The organism is Hydrogenobacter sp. (assembly GCA_041287335.1).
Taxonomy (GTDB): Bacteria; Aquificota; Aquificia; order Aquificales; family Aquificaceae; genus Hydrogenobacter.
In genome coordinates, this window is the sequence record JBEULM010000047.1 from 24,806 (window position 1) to 42,446 (window position 17,641).

Below are 17,641 nucleotides of genomic sequence, written 5' to 3' on the forward strand. Positions count from 1 at the left end.
CTCAGCATTTTATCGTTTACTGAATGTAAAACTCAGGTGAGCCTTTCCCACAAGTTGGGAAAAATGTTTGACCTGTTTTTCTTTCATATAGCCTTTTATTCCTTCCAAGATTTTTAGGGGAGCGTAAGGATCTGAGAAATTTGCAGTTCCTACTTGTATCGCACTTGCTCCAGCAAGAACATGCTGCATGGCTGAATCCGTATCGTAGATTCCACCTACACCTATTATAGAGATGCTGTCTCCAAATTGTTCATAAACTTCCCAAACCATACGTACCGCTATTGGCAGAATCGCAGGACCAGAGAGTCCACCTGTAACAGTCGACAGATCGGGTTTTTGTGCTTTAATATCTATCTTCATACCAATAAGCGTATTTATCAAAACTAAACCATCCGCACCTGCTTCTATGCAAACTTTTGCAAATTCCCTTACATCGCCAGTGTTGGGTGAAAGCTTCACAAGGACTGGCTTTTTTACTTTCGCTTTAATCCTCTCTACCAGTTTTGAGAGAATTATGGGGTCGTGTCCAAAAAACATGCCACCTTTCTTAACATTTGGGCAGGAGACATTTAGTTCATAAGCCACTATCTTTTGAGCTTCCTCCAAAGCAAGACATACCTCTATGTATTCTTCCTCTGTCTCCCCAAACACATTGGCAATAAAGTGGGTATCTATCTTCTCAATTTCAGGATAGATTTTCTTTAAAAAGCCCTCTACACCAGGGTTTTGAAGACCAATAGAGTTTAGCATTCCGCAAGGGGTCTCGGCTATCCTTTCTGGAGCGTTGCCCTCCCTTGGTCTTAAAGATATGCCCTTTGTAACTACCGCACCGAGCTTAGAAATATCGTATATTTCCATAGCCTCTATCCCATACCCAAAGGTGCCAGAGGCTACCCAAACAGGGTTTTTAAAGGTTATACCAAAAAGTTCAACAGATAATCCTATCATGACACCAGCCTCTTTTCAAACTCCTGCAAACTCCACCTTAAAGATTCTTCGTAATCTATAGGCTCCCTACCACATAGCTTTTTCACCCCTTCAGGCTCTACATCCTCATCAAGCCCGCATATATTGTCCCTCCACATCATAAGCATCTGGTCAGAGCTGAATGGCGGTGGCTCTATTATTCTCTCCATCAACAAACCGCCTACATACATGAAAGCTTTAGGCACAGGTAGTAAAAGGACCTTTCTTTGCCAGTAGCTAAAAATGTCCCTAAGTAACTCTTTAAAGCTCACTTTCTTGTTTCCGCAAACTTCGTAAATCCTTCCAGATACCTTCTGTTGTGTCAAAGCTTTTAAAAAGCAACAAGCCACGTCCCGAACATCTACTGGCTGAAATAGGTAATTTCCCAAACCCGGAATGGCTATGACACGGATGTAGCGAGTTATTCTCCACATATCAAAAAAGAGTCTCTGCTCTGGACCCAGTATTAGGGAGGGTCTGAAGATAACATAATCAATACCGATCTTTATTAGTTCCTGCTCTGCTCTATACTTAGTTTTGTGATAAGAAGATGGGGCATCCTTATGAGTTCCCAGCGTACTCATGTGAAGTATTTTCTTTACGCCAAACTCCCTCGCCACTTCGTAGAGGTTTCTTGAATATAGGTAATGTACTTTATGAAAGGTAATACCCTTGCTTTGCTCCTCGTACAGTATACCTATTAGATGGATTATATATTGAGGGTCAAAGTCTTCAAAAGCTTTCCTTATGGATGCCTTACTCTCAAAATCCACCTTATAACCTTTTACTTTATCACCGTAAAGCCTGCGAAGTTTATCAAGATCTCTTACTGGTGAGGCAATCTCAAAACCTTCACTCAATAAAGCGTTTACTATATACCTTCCCACAAAACCCGTGCTACCGGTGATCAGTACCTTCATTCCCGAGCTACCTCTATGGCTGTAGTCTTGTTTTTCCTTCTTGCGAGCTTTCCGAGAATTATGGAGATCTCGTAAAGTATAAGGAGAGGTAAAGCCATAAGTACCTGGGTAGTCACATCCGGTGCTATTAAAGCACCCACTGTGAAGGCTATAACTACAAAGTATTTTCTAAAACTTCTCAGCTGGTCCTCAGTAACTATCCCAGCCCTTTGCAAGAGGTAAAGTATTATAGGCATCTCAAAGGCTATACCAAATCCGACTATCATTTTGAGCAAAAAGGATACATATAAATTGACCGAAAGGAAAGGTGTAGCTTGAAGCTGTGAGAAACCTATACCTATGAGGAACTTAAGGGCTATGGGAAGAACTGCAAAATAAGCAAAGCAAGCACCGAGAAGGAAAAGTATTATGGAGAATAGCGTTACAGGTATAACGAGTCTTTTTTCGTTGGGATACATGGCGGGTTCCACAAACCTCCATATCTGGTAAAGTATCACAGGAGAAGCTATTATAAGACCAAACACCAGTGAGATCTTAAGCAAGATAAATAAAGGCTCTGTAGGGGAAAGGGTTATGAGCTGTACCTTAGGATAAGACCTTTTTACAGGTTCTTTAAGTAACTCAAAGATGTACTTGGCAAAGTAAAAGGCTGTAGCTGTACCTATAAGGAGAGCCAATATGGATTTAATTAACCTGCTTCTCAGTTCTCTCAGGTGTTCCGTCAGAGGCATCTTGGGCAGTTCTTGGGGTTGCATTTTCCTTCACCTCTTTATCGATCTCTTCCACACTTTGCGCCTCCTCCTGCTCCTCAAGCACTTTTTTGTTTATATTTTCCACATACATCTGGTATCTAAGCTCGTCCCATGTATCCCTTATTTTCCTCATAAACTCTCCCATTTTTGTGGCGAGTTCCATCATCTTTTCCGGTCCTAAAAATATAAAAGCCACAATAAGTATGAGTGCTATCTCTGGAAAATCCATAGGTAATAGTTTAACAGAAAAGGATTAAGCCTTCTTCTCTTCTTTTTCTAACTCTTCAGCCTTTATTTCCTTAGCCTTCTTTTCTTCCTCTATTTCCCCAGATAGAGCCTTTTTGAAATTTCTTATGCCTTCACCAAGAGCTTTTCCAGCTTCCGGTAGTCGTGAAGCACCAAAAAGCACAAATATTATGGCTAAAAGTACCAGCAGTTCCGGTAATGTAGGCATGTGAAACATGTTCAACCTCCTTCCTTTTCGGATACATTTTTCTGAGTTTCCTCTCCAGACAAAGCCTTTTTGAAGTTTCTTATACCTTCACCCAATCCTTTACCGAGTTCGGGTAACCTGCTCGCTCCGAATATCACGAACACTACCAAAAGTATGAGTATTAACTGCCACGGTAAGGGCAAATGCATATCTTCACCTCCTACTTCTTTATTATAGGCTCACCCTTGACAAAAACAAGTAGGTAAGTTATTATTATAACTCAGGAGTTTAAGTACGCAGAAGGGAGGGCGCCTTACCTTCGGTGCTTGAAGCTCCATAACTTAGTTTTAAGGAGGTTTTTAGTTCCATGGCACTTAAAGGTACTGTAAAATGGTTCAGTAAGGAGAAGGGTTATGGTTTCATAACCCGTGATGACAATCAGGGGGACGTTTTTGTCCATTTCTCAGCCATCCAACAGAGAGGTTTCAAAACCTTGGAACAAGGGCAGAGAGTAGAGTTCGAAATAGAGGAGGATAGTAAAGGACCAAGAGCGAAGAACGTAAGACTTCTCAGCTGATCCCAATGCCCCCTTTTGGGGGCATATAATTGTTCTTTATGCACCTGTATAACTTGTATAAGGATAGGGATTACCGTATAGTACCGACTCTTGAAAGGATACAAAAAGCTGTTGAGTTTTTAAAAGCGAAATCTCCTCCTTATATATCATTTCAGGTGGGAGGTACAAACGGAAAAGGATCCACTTGCGCCTTTTTAGAAAGAATCTTTAGAGAACACGGATACAAGACGGGTTGGTTTGTTTCCCCTCATCTTGTTGATGAGGAAGAGAGATGGAGGATAAACGGCGAAAAGATAAGCCCAGACAGGCTTGAGTATTATGTGAAAGAACTAAAAAATATCTTTGATAGGTTTGAGCTGACATACTTCGAAGCCTGTACCTTGATAGCTCTTGAGTATTTTAAAGATGAAAAAGTGGATGTAGCTATTTTTGAGGTAGGGATGGGTGGAAGGTGGGACGCAACCAAGGTCTGTAATCCCTCTGTATGTGTTATTACTAATGTGGAAAGGGATCACACAAAGTGGCTTGGCAGTGATGTGGAAAGTAGGGCGATCGAGAAGCTCGGCATCTACAAGAAAGGTTCACCTCTCATACTTGGAAGTATGAAGTTTCCACTTTACACGAAAGCTTTGGAGCTTTGTGACGAGAAGGATCTGATTGTAGGCGGACTTGACTTTTTCTCTTATGGTAAGGTAAACAAGGACGAGACGGTTATTGATGTATATGAATGGGAAGATGTTTATGTTGCGGATGCTACTCTTGGACTCTGGGGGAAGTGGCAGATAGGAAACGCAAGCTTAGCAATTACAGCCTCAGCCTGTCTTATAAAGCCTGATGTAAAAAAGTTAAAGGAAGCTCTACGGAAAACATACTGGGAAGGGAGAATGGAGATAGTTCGCAAAAATCCTCTTCTGATATTAGATGGGGCGCACAATACGGACAGCGTAAAAAAAATAGTGAAAGAGGTAAAAAGATACATAGGGAAACTTACACCCGTCTTTACGGGACTTAAAGAGAAGGAGTGGCGGGATAGTATGAGCTTTTTGAAAGATCTTTCGGACCGCATATATCTTGTTCAGATAAGACACCACAGAGGTGAAGAACTTCCCAATCTTGAAAGGCACGCAAAGGATATAGGTTTTAGGGAGGTTATAGCGCTTTCATCCTCAGAAGAAGTGCCTTATCTTGAGGAAGACATTATAGTGCTCGGTTCTCTTTATCTGGTAGGAGAGGTTAAAGAGGCTTTAGAAAGGGTGAAGAGGGAATGAAAGTGGAGTTTTTAGGCTCTTATACGGATAAAATTCCAGAAGATAACTTAAAAGAAGTTGTCTTTGTAGGTAGGTCAAATGTAGGTAAGTCCTCTTTGATAAATATGCTTGTGGGGAAACCTGTAGCAAGAGTAAGTAAGGAACCGGGCAGAACCAGGTCCATAAATATGTTTTTGCTTGGGAATTGTATAAAACTCGTTGATGTACCTGGATATGGTTTTGCTAAAGTTTCAAAGATTGAAAGGGAAAACTGGAAAGAGTTAATGGAGAAATACTTTAGAGAGAGAAGGAAACAAATAAAGTGTGTATTTGTGCTTTTAGACAGTAAAACGGGACCTACGGAGCTTGATGAGATAATGATAGAATGGATCAGACACTTAGAACTACCTTATAAAGTTGTACTTACAAAGGTTGATAAAGCTACACAAAAGGAACTTTCTAAAGTCCTAAAGCGTATTGAAAGATTTGGTACACAGCTTATAATTACATCAGCTAAGGAGGGGAAAGGGAAAAAAGAACTCTTCAAGAGTATTATGGAGGCTGTAAAAGTTGAAGGTGGGTGTTTTTAAGTTTTCCTCATGCGATGGCTGTCAGATCGCCTTTTTTGAGTTTAGAGAAATGCTCCAAGTTTTTGAAAGATTTGATGTGGTTTACTTCCTTGAAGCTCAAAGTGAGAATATTTACGAGGAGTTTGATCTTTCCTTTGTTGAAGGTTCAGTATCAAATGAGGAGGACAAAGAGAGAATCTTGGATATAAGGAAAAGATCAAAAATACTCGTAGCCATGGGGGCATGTGCCATCTCTGGAGGAGTCCAGAGCGCAGGTAATTTTGAAGGCATTCTAAAAACTGAGCCTCTTGATGTCTTTGTTGAAGTTGATTACGAGCTTCCCGGATGTCCAGTAAGTAGCGATCTTTTGGTGGACTTTCTTATGAGTATTTTGCATGGAAAGAGACCGCGTACAGCTGAATATCCTGTGTGTCTTGAGTGCAAGAGGAAAGGTAACATATGTGTTACTGTTTTAAAGGGAGAAGTTTGTCTCGGACCTGTTATCAGAGCAGGTTGTGGTGCCATATGCCCTTCTTTTGGAAGAGGATGTTACGGATGTTATGGACCAGTGCAAAAACCTAACCTGGAAAGCTTTTTGACACATTTCCCTCAAGCTCACGATGTACTAAAACTCAGTGCCAACGCTTACAATAAGGTTTATAAAGAAAAGCTATGGAGGTAAGGATAGAAGCTCTGACCAGAGTTGAAGGGGAAGGTGCGCTGGATATAGTATTTGAAAAAGATCAAATCAAGACTCTTAAGCTAAGAATATACGAACCTCCAAGATACTTTGAGGAGATCTTGAAAGGGAAATCTTACAGTTTCATTCCTGATGTAACTGCACGTATATGCGGTATATGTCCGGTAGCTTATCAGATGAGTGGCGTTCAAGCAATAGAGGATGTTTTTAAGGTTTGCTTGCCAACACAAATAATTAATTTGAGGAAGCTGATGTATTATGGGGAATGGATACAGAGCCACTCTATACACGTGTTTTTTCTGCACCTGCCAGATTTTTATCGTGTCTCATCCATCGTGGAGCTTGCAAAAATAGATAAAGAACTGGTACAAGATGGGCTAAAAATCAAAGAGATAGGATCAAAGATAATTCAATCCATAGGCGGAAGGGTATCTCATCCTGTCTCGGTTAGTGTAGGAGGTTTTCACTCACTACCGGAACGCCTTAGTATAACAGATAAGGATGTAGAAGATGCGATAGATGTATGTTACAGATTGCTCGGAAGATTAAAAAATTTAGAATTCCCAAACTTTGAGTTAAAAGATGCACTCTTTGTATCACTAACAAGCGATGATTATCCAATACTCAATGGGGATATACTCACAAGCGAAGGCAAAATTATTGATAAAAGCGAGTTCAAAGAGTACTTTAAGGAATATATAGTACCATACTCAACGGCTAAGCATGCAAAAACCAAGAAAGGGCAAACTTATATAGTGGGACCATTGGCACGTTTCAATAACAATTACGCAAAGCTCGGTTCTGTAGCTAATCATTATGCTCAGAAGTTACCCTTGAAAGTTCCGGAACTAAACCCTTACAAGAGTATTTTGGTGAGGATGGTGGAAATTGTACACAGTCTTGAAAAATCCTTACATATACTGAAAAACTACACAAAACCTGAGAGTTCAAAGGTAAACTATGAGGTGAGGGCAGGCACGGGTTTTGGCGTAAGTGAAGCACCAAGGGGTATACTTTGGCACAGTTATGAACTTGACACCGAAGGAAGGATATTAAAAGCTGATATCGTACCGCCTACTTCTCAGAATCAGGACATTATGGAGCTTTCCTTAAGAGATAGATTAAATCAGCTTGAGAAAAAGGAGGAGAGCTTTATAAGGGAAGAAGCAGAGAGACTAATAAGGAGTTTTGATCCCTGTATATCATGTGCTACGCACTTCCTGAAGATAAATATAATATACTAAGAAGACCGCTCCAATACCGCCAGCTGGGGAAGGAACGGTCTAATTTGGCGGGATACAAATGCCCCAGCCCGAAGCCATCACTTTTGGCTTCGGAGGAGAGGGAAAGAGATGATAGAGGTAAAACCTGTAGAGCAAGATATGGAAGCACTTGTGTCAAGGGTATTTTTGAAAGCCATTGATCTACTTGGAGGTTTTTCTAAACTCGTAGAGTACAGAACACTTACGTGGCTTCCATCTTTGGTAAGGGCTTGCTATACGGTTATCCTCAGGGAGGAGTATCTGAAAACAGAACAAGAGATAGCTGAGCGTGTAGGACTTACAGGACAAACTGTTAGAAATATACTCAGAGCTGACCCTACAGTTACTATGGAAAAGATAAAGAGGCTTGAAGACCTTGTTGAAGAAGAGAGGAAGGAGATGAAGGTGCATACAGCGGGAGGACTTGCCAAGCTCGCATACAAACTGATAAAGGAAGGTCATGAAGAATCAAAGGTCTTTATTGAATACTGCGAGAGGATCGCTCACGCTCTTGACATCCCTTGGGCATACATAACATTGAGAAGATTAAAAGGTGTGGACTTTCCCATAGGATCAGCCGAAGATATAAAGGAAAAATTGATGGGAGTATACATAAAGGGAAGACCCGCAGAGGAAGTGATCGCCGAGCTTGAGTATCCCGTTAAAAATCCGGCAGAACTCTTGCATAAAGTTAAGGAAAATCTCAAGATGCATGGCATTGAGTAAAGTTGAGATATGTAGGATACTTTCTCCTTTTGTTTCTGTTTCTTTATTTTTCCCTATTGAAACCGTATATGATTATAAGGGGAATACGTGTAGATGTAAAGGGATTTTACATTGACACGAAAAATAGAAAAATAGGAGCTGATAACCTACTCCTCTTTATACCCGATCTAAAGGGGAATTCTCTATTTGTAGATGTTTTATCTGTAAGTTTAAGTCCAAAGGGGATATACGCCGGTAGTGTTAGCGTAGTTGAAGTTACCAAAAAAGTATCAAGGGAGCCTTTTGATTACGATTTTACCCAGCTTATTAAGCTCGCTCAAAAACTAAACCTTCGTGTGGGAAGTGTATATGTTTCACTGAATACGCCACCCGAAGAGAGAAGCATTACCATTTTTATCAAAGATGCGAAACTCGTAGGTGGTGTAGTCACATCTAATGCATGGTCACGTACAGTTTACATGAAGGGTAATTCAATGCACGAACTGTACATATTTTTGAAAAAGGCTCATGCCAAAGCGGAGATCTTTTATGTAGATGAAGCTATTGTAACGAGCGATCTATACACTTTCTATGGTAGTGGAGAGTGGATAGGTAAGGAGGGCAAGTTTCAAGCTCAGGGCATCATAAAGGGGTACGAAAATACGGATCTCAAACTACCCTATCTGCATATGATCGCAAAAGGGAAATTAAACTACACATCATTAAACGTGATTTTTTCGGCAAAGGCGGACTACCTTGAAGTGAGAGGTAATAACATGGGCAAGCTAAGTGGGGAAGGGAAATTTTATTACATCTTTGGAAATACGGAAAAACTTACCGCAAATCTTAGTGTGGGAAGTATGTTTGTGAATTTAGATTACAGAATGTATCCTGAAGATACCCTCTATACAAACTTCAGGGGCATTCTCATAAATAATAAGCTTTTCAAAAGCGAGACACCTTTTAGTCTTAAACTTTCAGGATCAGCTACTTTGCTCTTTAAAAAAGGGGAGCTTTCCTTGAAGGGTTTTTCAGATAATGCCTTCTTTCTTGATAGAAACTTTAAAAATGTGGATATTGAATTATCTTACAACTACCAAAATCAAACTGGTAAGTTAGATTTTTCTGCTAACGACCCTGCAACAATAAATCTTTCTGGTACCCTTACAGAAGGAAACTTTGAGGGAGACGTGTATGTGTACATGCTTGAATACACTTACGATAATTTTTCCACTTATTTGAACTATATGGGAAGTATTCGCTACATGAAAGGTATCCTTTACACATCTGGTAGCGGAAAGCTTGTAAAACCTGTATATAGGAACGTATCCTTAGGAGATATCTCCTTTGATTTGGATCTTGGAGATGAAAACTACAGTATAGCTTTTTCCGGAACTGGTTTTGGTGGAGATGGAAAAGGTTCTATCAGGGATAGGAGTTTTTCCGGCAGGATACTTTTCAAAGGTTACTCTACTCAATATGCTGACGTGCTTGCAAACAATATAGTAGGTGAACTTTCTATAAAGGTTTCACCTTTAGAAATTCGTGTAAATGGTAATGTAGAGGGAAGGGTCTCAAAGGACGGTGCAACAGCTCGCATAATGGCTAATGCGGATCTGATAAAGAGGGTGGAATGGCAGGGCAATTTTTTCGTGCGTTTGGAAGATCTCAAAAAGGATGACTTTTACTTATCATATGCGGATGTAAGAGCAAGTATAGAAAAGGGTCTGTTGATAGCAGATTATTCTTCCGAATATGCAAAAGGGAAGATTGAATACAGCTTCGTGGATAGTACTTTTTTCTCTACAGGTAACCTAAAACTTGAAAAGGAAGGTATCTCCCTAAAGGGATCTTATCAGTTGCAAGGAAAAGGAGAGAGCTTTTCCGCTCAACTAATAGGTCAGGGTGGTTATTTGAGCTATAACTTTCCTATAAAGGCATTTTTCCAAAATACACAGCAAGGGTTAAAAGGTGTCTTAAGAGGATTTTCTTTGAAAATGGGAATCTTTCAGGTATCTTTGCAAGACAGTTATTTAGAAGGTTCTAAGGATAAAGGGACTTTAAAGCTCGGAGAAATTTCCATAAGTATAAACTCGGAAAGAGTTCTCAGGGTGCAAAGCTCTCAAGGACAGTGGGATATAAAAAAGGGGATACTTATCATTCCTAACATCTTTGCATCAGGAAGTTTAAGAGGTAAGGCTGAAGTTTATTACAGGAGCGGGGAATTTTCAATCACCTCACAGGGGATTTTGGATCTGGGTCAAGTCATGGGTCTGGTAAAGAGTAAGGTATTTACATATGCGGAAGGTGAGCTAAGTTATACCTTTGAAAAAAGTGGAAAGATCCTCAGACTCAGGATATTCTCTCCTAAGGATATAGAGCTTAGATCTCGCTTTCTGGCTTTACCACTTAGAGGGAGGGTGTATGCTTTGTACGATGGTAAGGTATGGGAAGGTTCTGTCAACTTCAAAGGTGACGATGCAGATTTTAAAGCTGATATTACTGGAGATGAAAAACTGATCGGTGTTAGGTTCAGTACGCAACATCTACCTGTACTTTTCAGATCCGAGAGTGTGAGATTCAACGGCTTTGCAAAGGCTAATGGCAGTATAACCACAGACTATAAAAGGATGAATATCAGGGCAAGCATTGATCTTGGTGGTAATATGAGTATCAAAAGTTTAGGTGGAAAAGTTTCTGAAAAGCCAAAAGCGTACAAATTTATCACCTTAGACGTAAAGCTTTCCACTTCTGAACCTCTCAGGATAAGCTTACCCGAAGGTCACATATACACCTATGCGGAAGGAGAGATAACGGGAAGTCTTTACGAACCTAAATACAATATAAAACTCGGTCTTATGGGTGGAAGCCTGGAATATTTTAATAAAGAGTTCCATATAAGGGAAGGTACGGTTCTTCTCACTTCCGAAAAGACGAATCTCGATGTTACCATGCTTACAGCTACACCCGACTACAGCATCATTGTAGATATAAAGGGTAATGCTAACAACCCTAAAGCTTTTGTGAGATCGGAACCACCTACAGACACAAGACAAGTGCTCACATCCCTCGTACTTGGTGGAGGCACTGGTGAAGGCTTATTTTCACTATCTTCGGCTCTTATAGCTCAATTTCCGGAACTCTCCAGGCTTATTGAAGGTGTGGAAAGGGCTGTAGGTACGGATGTAAAAGTAAACCTTTCACCAACTGTAAGTTCCAGCGGAGGGGCTGCTGTAAACACAAAAGTATCCAAGGATTTTACCAATAAGCTTAATGTGGAATACCAACAAAGCACGAGCAAAGACCCGAAAGAAACTTATGGAGGAGCCAACGTAAAGATAACGCCTAACACATCAGTAGGAGTTAGGATATACTCCAACAACTCCCAAGAGTATAAAGTGAGATTCAGAAAGAAGTTTGACTTTTGAGAGCTTTTAAACCCTTGACGGTATAGTCTATCCACGAAATAAGGACAAAAAACTGGGAAAGTACGTAGAGAAATAGATTGAGCGGATAAGAACTGTATATCATGCAGATGAACAAACTCAGAGATATTACCAAAGTGGTAATTTTACCCCAAAGGCTGGGCTTTGGTATACTCCTTAGTTTAAGGAGAAGCAACAAGCTCCCAAACAGAATAAATGAGTCTCTTGCGAGCAGGCTGAAAAATAATATAGGATTCAATAAATTAAGCTTAAAGACACATAAGAATAAGGCTGTGATCAAAAAAACCTTGTCCGCAAGAGGATCAAGAACTCTTCCCAGCTGTGTCTCTTTTTTTAAGCTTCTGGCTAAAAAGCCATCTAACGCATCCGTCAAAGCCAGAAATGAAAAAAGGTAAGGTAGAAAGCGCTGATCCATATACAGCATAAGCGGTGAAAGAAGAAGTCTGAGAAGTGATATGAAGTTAGGGAGATTATTGCAAAAGCTTAACATGATATATAAGGATATCTCTTTTCATGTAAGGTAGTTTCTCTACTACATTCCCGAAAGGATCTATGATCGCTGTATCTCCGGCGTTGTTTACCCACAACACAAATTTTTCGTTTTCTAATGCTCTGATCTTCGCCCAGACAAAATGCTGGTGACTACAATCGCTGTCATTGAACCACCCATCGTTAGTTAAAACAGCAATAAGGTTAGCATTTTTGGACAGTCTCTTCACAAGATCCCAATATGCTACCTCAAAACATATGGGAGTGGCTATCTTTATACCTTTGTAAGTTATTGGAAGTTCCCTATTTCCGTGTATGTAGTCAAGTCCACTTATCGCTGAAAAGATATCCTTTAAAAAAGCGAAGGGAAAGGGCATGTACTCACCTATGGGAAGGAGTCTCACTTTGTCGTAGTATCCATAAACCTGAGCGTCCTTTATTAGATAGGCTGAGTTGTACGGCTTCATACCATCCCTTATGTCTATAAGACCCACCAAAATAGGTGCTTGATAACTGAGTTCAAAGAGTTTTTCCCTCCCTTTATCATACTCGTCAGAAAAAAGGAAGGGAAAGGCGGATTCTGGAAGCAAAACGAGATCTGGCTTTTCTTTGAGAGCTTCGGAAACAAGCGAAAGTATTTCATCCGTGTGATTTCTGAAATTTTCTTCATTTAACTTTTCATGCTGAGGTACGGCTGTCTGCACAAGAGCTACCTTTATTGTATGCGCAAATTGAAGTTTTTTGATAATTTCGTTCTTCGCATAAAGCCCTACAAGTGAAGCAAAGGCTAAAAGGATAAGCAAGATAAAAAATCTTCTTTTAAAGGCGAGATAAATCAAATACCAAAGCAACATGCTGCCACCATAAACGGTAAAAAATCGTAGTGAATACTTTACAAGAGGAATGTACACTAATATCTCACCCACAATAAGCCATGGAAATCCACCGTAGGGTAGGTAAGACCTTAAAATCTCAAAAAGTGTGTAGAATATAGGTAATAACCAAAGCTTTCTGCTTCCCAACTTAGTCCACATGTAAAGGGGTAAGTTCATCTGATAAAGTGTTAGGAATAGAGAGAATACAGAGAACATAGCGTATGATAAAAAGGGATTTATGTTTCCGTATTCTATGCTCGCAATGTTTACACATCTCAGAGACAGAAAGAAGAAAATAAAACCAGTAAAAAAGTAGTGCCTTTGGCTGGGGTATTTGAGAAGCATGAAAAGACCCGGAAATAAAAGAAACCACAGGTCGTAGATTGAGAAGGGAAGATAGAGAAGTACGCCATTGAGTATGACAAGTAAGATCCACATCATCTTCTGAAAGACACAGAAAGGAGAGATATCCCGGCTATTATGAGGAGTATACCTGCAAACTTCGTAAAGCTGAGCTTTTCACCGAGAACTATATAAGCAAAGAGGGCGCTCCAAAGAGGTGATGTGGAAGCTATAGGTGATATTATAGAAACATCACCATGTCGCAAAGCGAGAAAGAAAAGGTAAAGTCCCAGAAAACCCGATAAGAAACCTCCGAGAAAGGCAAGCGAAAGTTGTTTGGGATTTAGGGTTAATCTCTCACCGAGAATTATGGTTATGAGTAATGCAATGATACAAGCTGAGAGGTTATGAAATATTAAAGCTACAGAAGGTGGAACACCCTCCTTGAGTACGAGTTTGAAAAGGGATGGAGCAAGACCCCAAACTAAGCTTGCGCTAAAAGCGAGGATCAAGGCTTTCATATCTCAAACACTCCTACCAAGGGTGCATGATCCGAAGGCTTAGGATTCCTTCTCTTTCTCGCCCACATATCTACGTAAACGTCCCTTAGGTAAGGAAGCATGGGTTTTGTGACAAGTACGTAATCTATTCTCATGCCCTGATCTTTCCATACCATACCACCTATATAATCCCACCAGGTAAACTGCCTCTTTTGAGGATAAAGATATCTAAAGGCGTCCACAAATCCCCACGAGAGAAGTCTCAAAAGTGCTTCTCTCTCTTCCTTCATGGTGCCTATCGTGTCCTTGAGAAGTATTGGATCGTAAACGTCAATGTCTTCCAAAGCTACATTCATATCACCTACAAGCACAATTTTTTCATCCGGACTGAAGCGTTCAGTCAAAAAAAGCAAAAATCTATCGTAAAACCTAAGTTTCCAGTAGAACTTTTTTTCTCCACGGCGATCACCGTGAGGAAAGTATACATTTATGATCCACACCTCTCCAAGCCTGCCACCTATGACTCTCTTTTCTTCATCGTATACGGGATCCCCAATGCCTTTGAATACGCTTTCTAAAGGCTGTCTGGAGCATATGGCTACACCGTTGTATGTCCTCTGCCCGTAAGTGTAACATTCGTAACCCTTTTTTAAAAAGTCATCTCTCGGGAAGTTTTCATCAGTAGTCTTAAGTTCTTGCATGCATAGAACATCAACCGGATCTCTCCCTAACCAAGATAGGACAAGCTCCTTTCTGGTATTTATTGAATTTACATTATAGGATGCAACCTTAAAACTTTTGTTGCTCTTATTTTCCTCTTGCATCATTTTAAAACCTGATGTATTATTATATTCCGAGTAAAACTTCTGTAAGGAGGGATTGACCATGACAAAAGCTGAGCTTGTTTCCGCTGTTGCGAAGGGAGCGGGTATAACCAAGAAGCAGGCTGATGCTGCCCTAAAATCAGCTATATCCGCTATAGCCGGATCCCTTAAGAAAGGGGAAAGGGTTGCCATACCCGGCTTTGGTATATTTACCGTAAGAAAAAGGGCGGCAAGGAAGGGGAGAAATCCCAGAACAGGTGCTGTCATCAACATTCCTGCCAGGAAAGTAGTAACCTTCAGACCAGCCAAGGATCTCAGAGAATCTATAAAGTAACATCCCGCTTTTTTCTTTTGGGGGATCCCCTTCCCCCTTCGACTTATTGTTGTAGTTTTTACATCTTGGAGTATAATTAAACAGCAGGAGGGTGTAGCTCAGTTGGTAGAGCAGTGGACTGTGGATCCACGGGTCGCGGGTTCGAGTCCCGTCACCCTCCCCACTAAGAGGAAGGCTAATGGAACTCATTTTTGAGCTTTCAAAAAGCGGAAGGAAAGGTTACTCCCTCCCTACTTTAGATGTTCCTGAGGCTAATCTAAAAGAATATCTCGGTGAATACTTCAGAAAGGAGATTAACTTTCCAGAAGTTTCGGAGCTTGATGTGGTAAGACACTATACCAGACTTTCACAGCTGAACTACTCGGTTGATACAAATTTCTATCCTCTGGGTTCTTGCAGTATGAAGTACAATCCGAGAATAGGTGAAGAACTTTCTAAGTGGGAAGAGTTTACAAATGTACATCCTATGACACCTGAGGATTACGTGCAGGGTAGCCTTGAGGTAATGTATTTACTTAAGGAACTTCTCAGAGAGTTGGGAGGGTTTTCTGAAGTCAGCCTTCAGCCAGCGGCAGGTGCTCACGGCGAGCTTCTGGGGCTTATCCTCATGCGTTCCTATCACAAAGATAGGGGGAATGAAGGCAAGAGAAAGATACTCATACCGGATTCCGCACATGGCACAAATCCGGCATCAGCTTCTATATGCGGTTTTGAAGTGGTTACTGTAAAGAGCGATGCTAACGGTGAACTTGACTGGAAAGACTTTTCCAATAAGCTGGGAGACGATGTGGCAGGGCTTATGATAACCAACCCAAATACGCTCGGTATTTTTGAAAGGCAAATAAAACAGATAGCCGACGCTTTACACGAAAGGGATGCTTTGCTGTACATGGATGGTGCCAACTTTAATGCCATTGTAGGACGAGCAAAACCAGGTCTTTGGGGTGTGGACGTTATGCATTTTAATCTTCACAAGACTTTTGGAACCCCTCATGGTGGAGGAGGTCCAGGAGGAGGTGCCGTGGGCGTTTCTGAAAAACTAAAACCTTACTTGCCCGTACCTCAGGTGGATTTTGATGGAGAAAGGTATTTTTTAAACTGGGAAAATCCCAAAAGCGTTGGAAAGATTCTTACTTTTTACGGACATTTCGGTGTATTTTTAAAAGCTCTCGCTTACATACTTAGCTACGGACAGAGTATAAATAAGGTTTCTGGGTATGCTGTTTTAAATGCAAGATATCTCAGATACCTTTTGAAAGATCATCTTTTTGATCCATATAAGCACGTACCTTGCATGCACGAATTCGTTTTGTCCGCCGTAAATCTTGCCGAGTACGATGTAAAGGCAATAGATATTGCAAAAGCCCTTTTGGATAGAGGTTTTTACGCGCCGACCGTTTATTTCCCTCTCGTGGTAAAAGAGGCACTCATGATAGAACCTACAGAAACCGAGAGTATAGACACGCTCATATCTTTTGCGGAGGCTTTAAAAGATATAATCAGGGAAGCTAAGGAGAATCCTAAGATCGTAAAGGCATCTCCACAAAAAACACCGGTAAAGAGAATAAAGGAGGCTGAAGCTAACAGAAAACCAATACTGCGCTTTAGATCCTCATAGGCATAATAAGACAGAGGTAAGGATCTTCTTTTGGGTCTTCGCTTTCTATTACTACAGCTGTATCTGCATCCACGATTTTCAATAGCACCTTATCCGTATCAAAACTTTCTAAAGCTTCTATCAGATACTTACCATTGAAACCGAGCTCTATAGGTTCTTGAGTGTAATCTACTTCCATCTCGTCCTTACCTTCACCGTACTCAGGTTCTGATATCTCAAAGATGGCAAGGTTATCCTGAAGACTGATCTTTACGGGAAAGGCAGAACCTTCCGCTATAGCAGATAAACGCTTCAGCGAGTTTAAAAATTCGGCTCTATCTATTAGAACTTCGGAATTAAAGCTTTCCGGAATAACGGAGAGATAATCAGGATATTCACCCTCAAGGAGCCTCACCGAAAGACTAAAGTAATCACCCTTTATGTGGGCAAAAGATTCGTCTCTGCCAGCGGTAAGCTCACCCACGTAATCGCGAAGAAGCTTTTCTATTATCTTAAGACTCTTTCTCGGGATCAGAAGCTCAAGGGGGAAGGATGACTGAGTGTAGTATAAAGCGAGTCTGTGACCATCAGAACCTACAAAGTGAGTTCTATCCTTGTACTGATGAACGTACATACCCTGAAGGGCATATCTTGTGTCTTCCTTTGATATGGCATATTCTACCTTATCTATGGCTTTGAGTAGATCGCTTGCAGGTATCTCAGCGCTAAGCTTGATTTCTGGAAACTCGGGAAAATCTTCTGGATCAATAGCCGTGAGATTAAACTTGCTCCTACCACCTGTTAAAGATAACTTACCTTCCTTTAATTCCGCATACAAAGTGGTGGAGGGTATAGACTTTACAACATTCGTGAGTTTGTCGGCATTCACTGCCAGAGATCCCTCTGCGGAGATCTCAGCTTTTATTGTAAAAGTGAGAAAATTCTCAAGGTCTGTAGCTCTAACAGTAAGCAAACCTCTTTCGGCATAAAGCAAGAAGTTGTTAAGTACGGGAAGAGCCGATCTTTTTTCCGTTGCGCTCTTTGCTTTTTGAAGTACCTCGAGAAATTCCTCCCTATCTATTGAAAACCTCATAACTTAAGAT

20 protein-coding genes and 1 tRNA gene are annotated in these 17,641 nt (G+C 40.8%); 10 read left to right on the plus strand and 11 right to left on the minus strand.

The window, feature by feature from the left end; all coding sequences use genetic code 11:
• Positions 1-9 precede the first annotated feature (9 nt).
• From ABWK04_06875 to ABWK04_06900, 6 genes are read right to left on the minus strand one after another with little or no spacing between them, the layout of a single operon-like run.
• A complete protein-coding gene (locus ABWK04_06875; GenBank protein ID MEZ0361596.1) occupies positions 10-948 on the minus strand; it encodes a dihydroorotate dehydrogenase in 939 nt (312 codons plus the stop codon).
• Positions 945-1,886 carry an NAD-dependent epimerase/dehydratase family protein gene (locus tag ABWK04_06880; protein ID MEZ0361597.1) on the minus strand — a complete coding sequence of 314 codons (942 nt, stop codon included), beginning with the start codon at positions 1,884-1,886 and terminating at the stop codon, positions 945-947. The genes ABWK04_06875 and ABWK04_06880 overlap by 4 nt, the downstream gene beginning before the upstream one ends.
• A complete protein-coding gene (gene tatC / locus ABWK04_06885) occupies positions 1,883-2,617 on the minus strand; it encodes a twin-arginine translocase subunit TatC (protein MEZ0361598.1) in 735 nt (244 codons plus the stop codon). The genes ABWK04_06880 and tatC overlap by 4 nt, the downstream gene beginning before the upstream one ends.
• Complete coding sequence (locus ABWK04_06890) at positions 2,571-2,867, minus strand: twin-arginine translocase TatA/TatE family subunit (GenBank protein ID MEZ0361599.1); 297 nt, start codon at positions 2,865-2,867, stop codon at positions 2,571-2,573. Before ABWK04_06890 ends, tatC begins: the two co-directional genes overlap by 47 nt.
• A 24-nt stretch (positions 2,868-2,891) precedes the next feature.
• On the minus strand, positions 2,892-3,101 hold the full coding sequence (locus ABWK04_06895; protein MEZ0361600.1) for a twin-arginine translocase TatA/TatE family subunit: 210 nt from the start codon (positions 3,099-3,101) through the stop codon (positions 2,892-2,894).
• 2 nt (positions 3,102-3,103) lie between these two features.
• On the minus strand, positions 3,104-3,280 hold the full coding sequence (locus tag ABWK04_06900) for a twin-arginine translocase TatA/TatE family subunit (GenBank protein ID MEZ0361601.1): 177 nt from the start codon (positions 3,278-3,280) through the stop codon (positions 3,104-3,106).
• A gap of 158 nt (positions 3,281-3,438) precedes the next feature.
• On the opposite strand from ABWK04_06900, the gene ABWK04_06905 reads away from it, so the two are divergent.
• The 7 genes from ABWK04_06905 (at position 3,439) to ABWK04_06935 (ending at position 11,559) form a co-directional block, all read left to right on the plus strand.
• A complete protein-coding gene (locus ABWK04_06905; GenBank protein MEZ0361602.1) occupies positions 3,439-3,648 on the plus strand; it encodes a cold-shock protein in 210 nt (69 codons plus the stop codon).
• Between the two features lie 38 nt (positions 3,649-3,686).
• A complete protein-coding gene (locus tag ABWK04_06910; GenBank protein ID MEZ0361603.1) occupies positions 3,687-4,916 on the plus strand; it encodes a folylpolyglutamate synthase/dihydrofolate synthase family protein in 1,230 nt (409 codons plus the stop codon).
• On the plus strand, positions 4,913-5,485 hold the full coding sequence (gene yihA / locus ABWK04_06915) for a ribosome biogenesis GTP-binding protein YihA/YsxC (GenBank protein MEZ0361604.1): 573 nt from the start codon (positions 4,913-4,915) through the stop codon (positions 5,483-5,485). The genes ABWK04_06910 and yihA overlap by 4 nt, the downstream gene beginning before the upstream one ends.
• On the plus strand, positions 5,472-6,146 hold the full coding sequence (locus ABWK04_06920) for a Ni/Fe hydrogenase subunit delta (protein MEZ0361605.1): 675 nt from the start codon (positions 5,472-5,474) through the stop codon (positions 6,144-6,146). The genes yihA and ABWK04_06920 overlap by 14 nt, the downstream gene beginning before the upstream one ends.
• Positions 6,137-7,408 (plus strand): Ni/Fe hydrogenase subunit alpha, encoded by a 1,272-nt coding sequence (locus tag ABWK04_06925; GenBank protein ID MEZ0361606.1) that lies wholly within the window; start codon positions 6,137-6,139, stop codon positions 7,406-7,408. Before ABWK04_06920 ends, ABWK04_06925 begins: the two co-directional genes overlap by 10 nt.
• A gap of 108 nt (positions 7,409-7,516) precedes the next feature.
• The gene (locus ABWK04_06930) at positions 7,517-8,152 is read left to right on the plus strand and encodes a bacterio-opsin activator (protein ID MEZ0361607.1); all 636 of its coding nucleotides are present in this window, start codon (positions 7,517-7,519) and stop codon (positions 8,150-8,152) included.
• Positions 8,153-8,220: 68 nt separating this feature from the next.
• Complete coding sequence (locus tag ABWK04_06935) at positions 8,221-11,559, plus strand: translocation/assembly module TamB domain-containing protein (GenBank protein ID MEZ0361608.1); 3,339 nt, start codon at positions 8,221-8,223, stop codon at positions 11,557-11,559.
• Here the strand turns inward: ABWK04_06935 and ABWK04_06940 are convergent.
• Genes ABWK04_06940 through xth form a run of 4 tightly spaced genes read right to left on the minus strand, consistent with a single transcriptional unit; the run spans position 11,537 to position 14,607 of the window.
• Positions 11,537-12,067 (minus strand): CDP-alcohol phosphatidyltransferase family protein, encoded by a 531-nt coding sequence (locus tag ABWK04_06940; protein MEZ0361609.1) that lies wholly within the window; start codon positions 12,065-12,067, stop codon positions 11,537-11,539. The two genes, ABWK04_06935 and ABWK04_06940, sit on opposite strands and share 23 nt — an antisense overlap.
• Positions 12,048-13,382 carry an apolipoprotein N-acyltransferase gene (gene lnt, locus ABWK04_06945; protein ID MEZ0361610.1) on the minus strand — a complete coding sequence of 445 codons (1,335 nt, stop codon included), beginning with the start codon at positions 13,380-13,382 and terminating at the stop codon, positions 12,048-12,050. The genes ABWK04_06940 and lnt overlap by 20 nt, the downstream gene beginning before the upstream one ends.
• The gene (locus ABWK04_06950) at positions 13,379-13,804 is read right to left on the minus strand and encodes an EamA family transporter (GenBank protein MEZ0361611.1); all 426 of its coding nucleotides are present in this window, start codon (positions 13,802-13,804) and stop codon (positions 13,379-13,381) included. The genes lnt and ABWK04_06950 overlap by 4 nt, the downstream gene beginning before the upstream one ends.
• Positions 13,801-14,607 carry an exodeoxyribonuclease III gene (gene xth, locus ABWK04_06955; GenBank protein MEZ0361612.1) on the minus strand — a complete coding sequence of 269 codons (807 nt, stop codon included), beginning with the start codon at positions 14,605-14,607 and terminating at the stop codon, positions 13,801-13,803. Before xth ends, ABWK04_06950 begins: the two co-directional genes overlap by 4 nt.
• Before the next feature lie 61 nt (positions 14,608-14,668).
• Between xth and ABWK04_06960 the strand changes: the two genes are divergently transcribed.
• The 3 genes from ABWK04_06960 (at position 14,669) to gcvPB (ending at position 16,559) form a co-directional block, all read left to right on the plus strand.
• On the plus strand, positions 14,669-14,941 hold the full coding sequence (locus ABWK04_06960) for an HU family DNA-binding protein (protein MEZ0361613.1): 273 nt from the start codon (positions 14,669-14,671) through the stop codon (positions 14,939-14,941).
• A gap of 87 nt (positions 14,942-15,028) precedes the next feature.
• A tRNA-His gene (locus ABWK04_06965) sits at positions 15,029-15,104 on the plus strand.
• Positions 15,105-15,119: 15 nt separating this feature from the next.
• Complete coding sequence (gene gcvPB, locus ABWK04_06970) at positions 15,120-16,559, plus strand: aminomethyl-transferring glycine dehydrogenase subunit GcvPB (GenBank protein MEZ0361614.1); 1,440 nt, start codon at positions 15,120-15,122, stop codon at positions 16,557-16,559.
• Here the strand turns inward: gcvPB and dnaN are convergent.
• Positions 16,546-17,631, minus strand: a complete 1,086-nt coding sequence (dnaN, locus tag ABWK04_06975) for a DNA polymerase III subunit beta (GenBank protein MEZ0361615.1) — start codon at positions 17,629-17,631, stop codon at positions 16,546-16,548. The genes gcvPB and dnaN overlap by 14 nt on opposite strands.
• Positions 17,632-17,641: the final 10 nt, after the last annotated feature.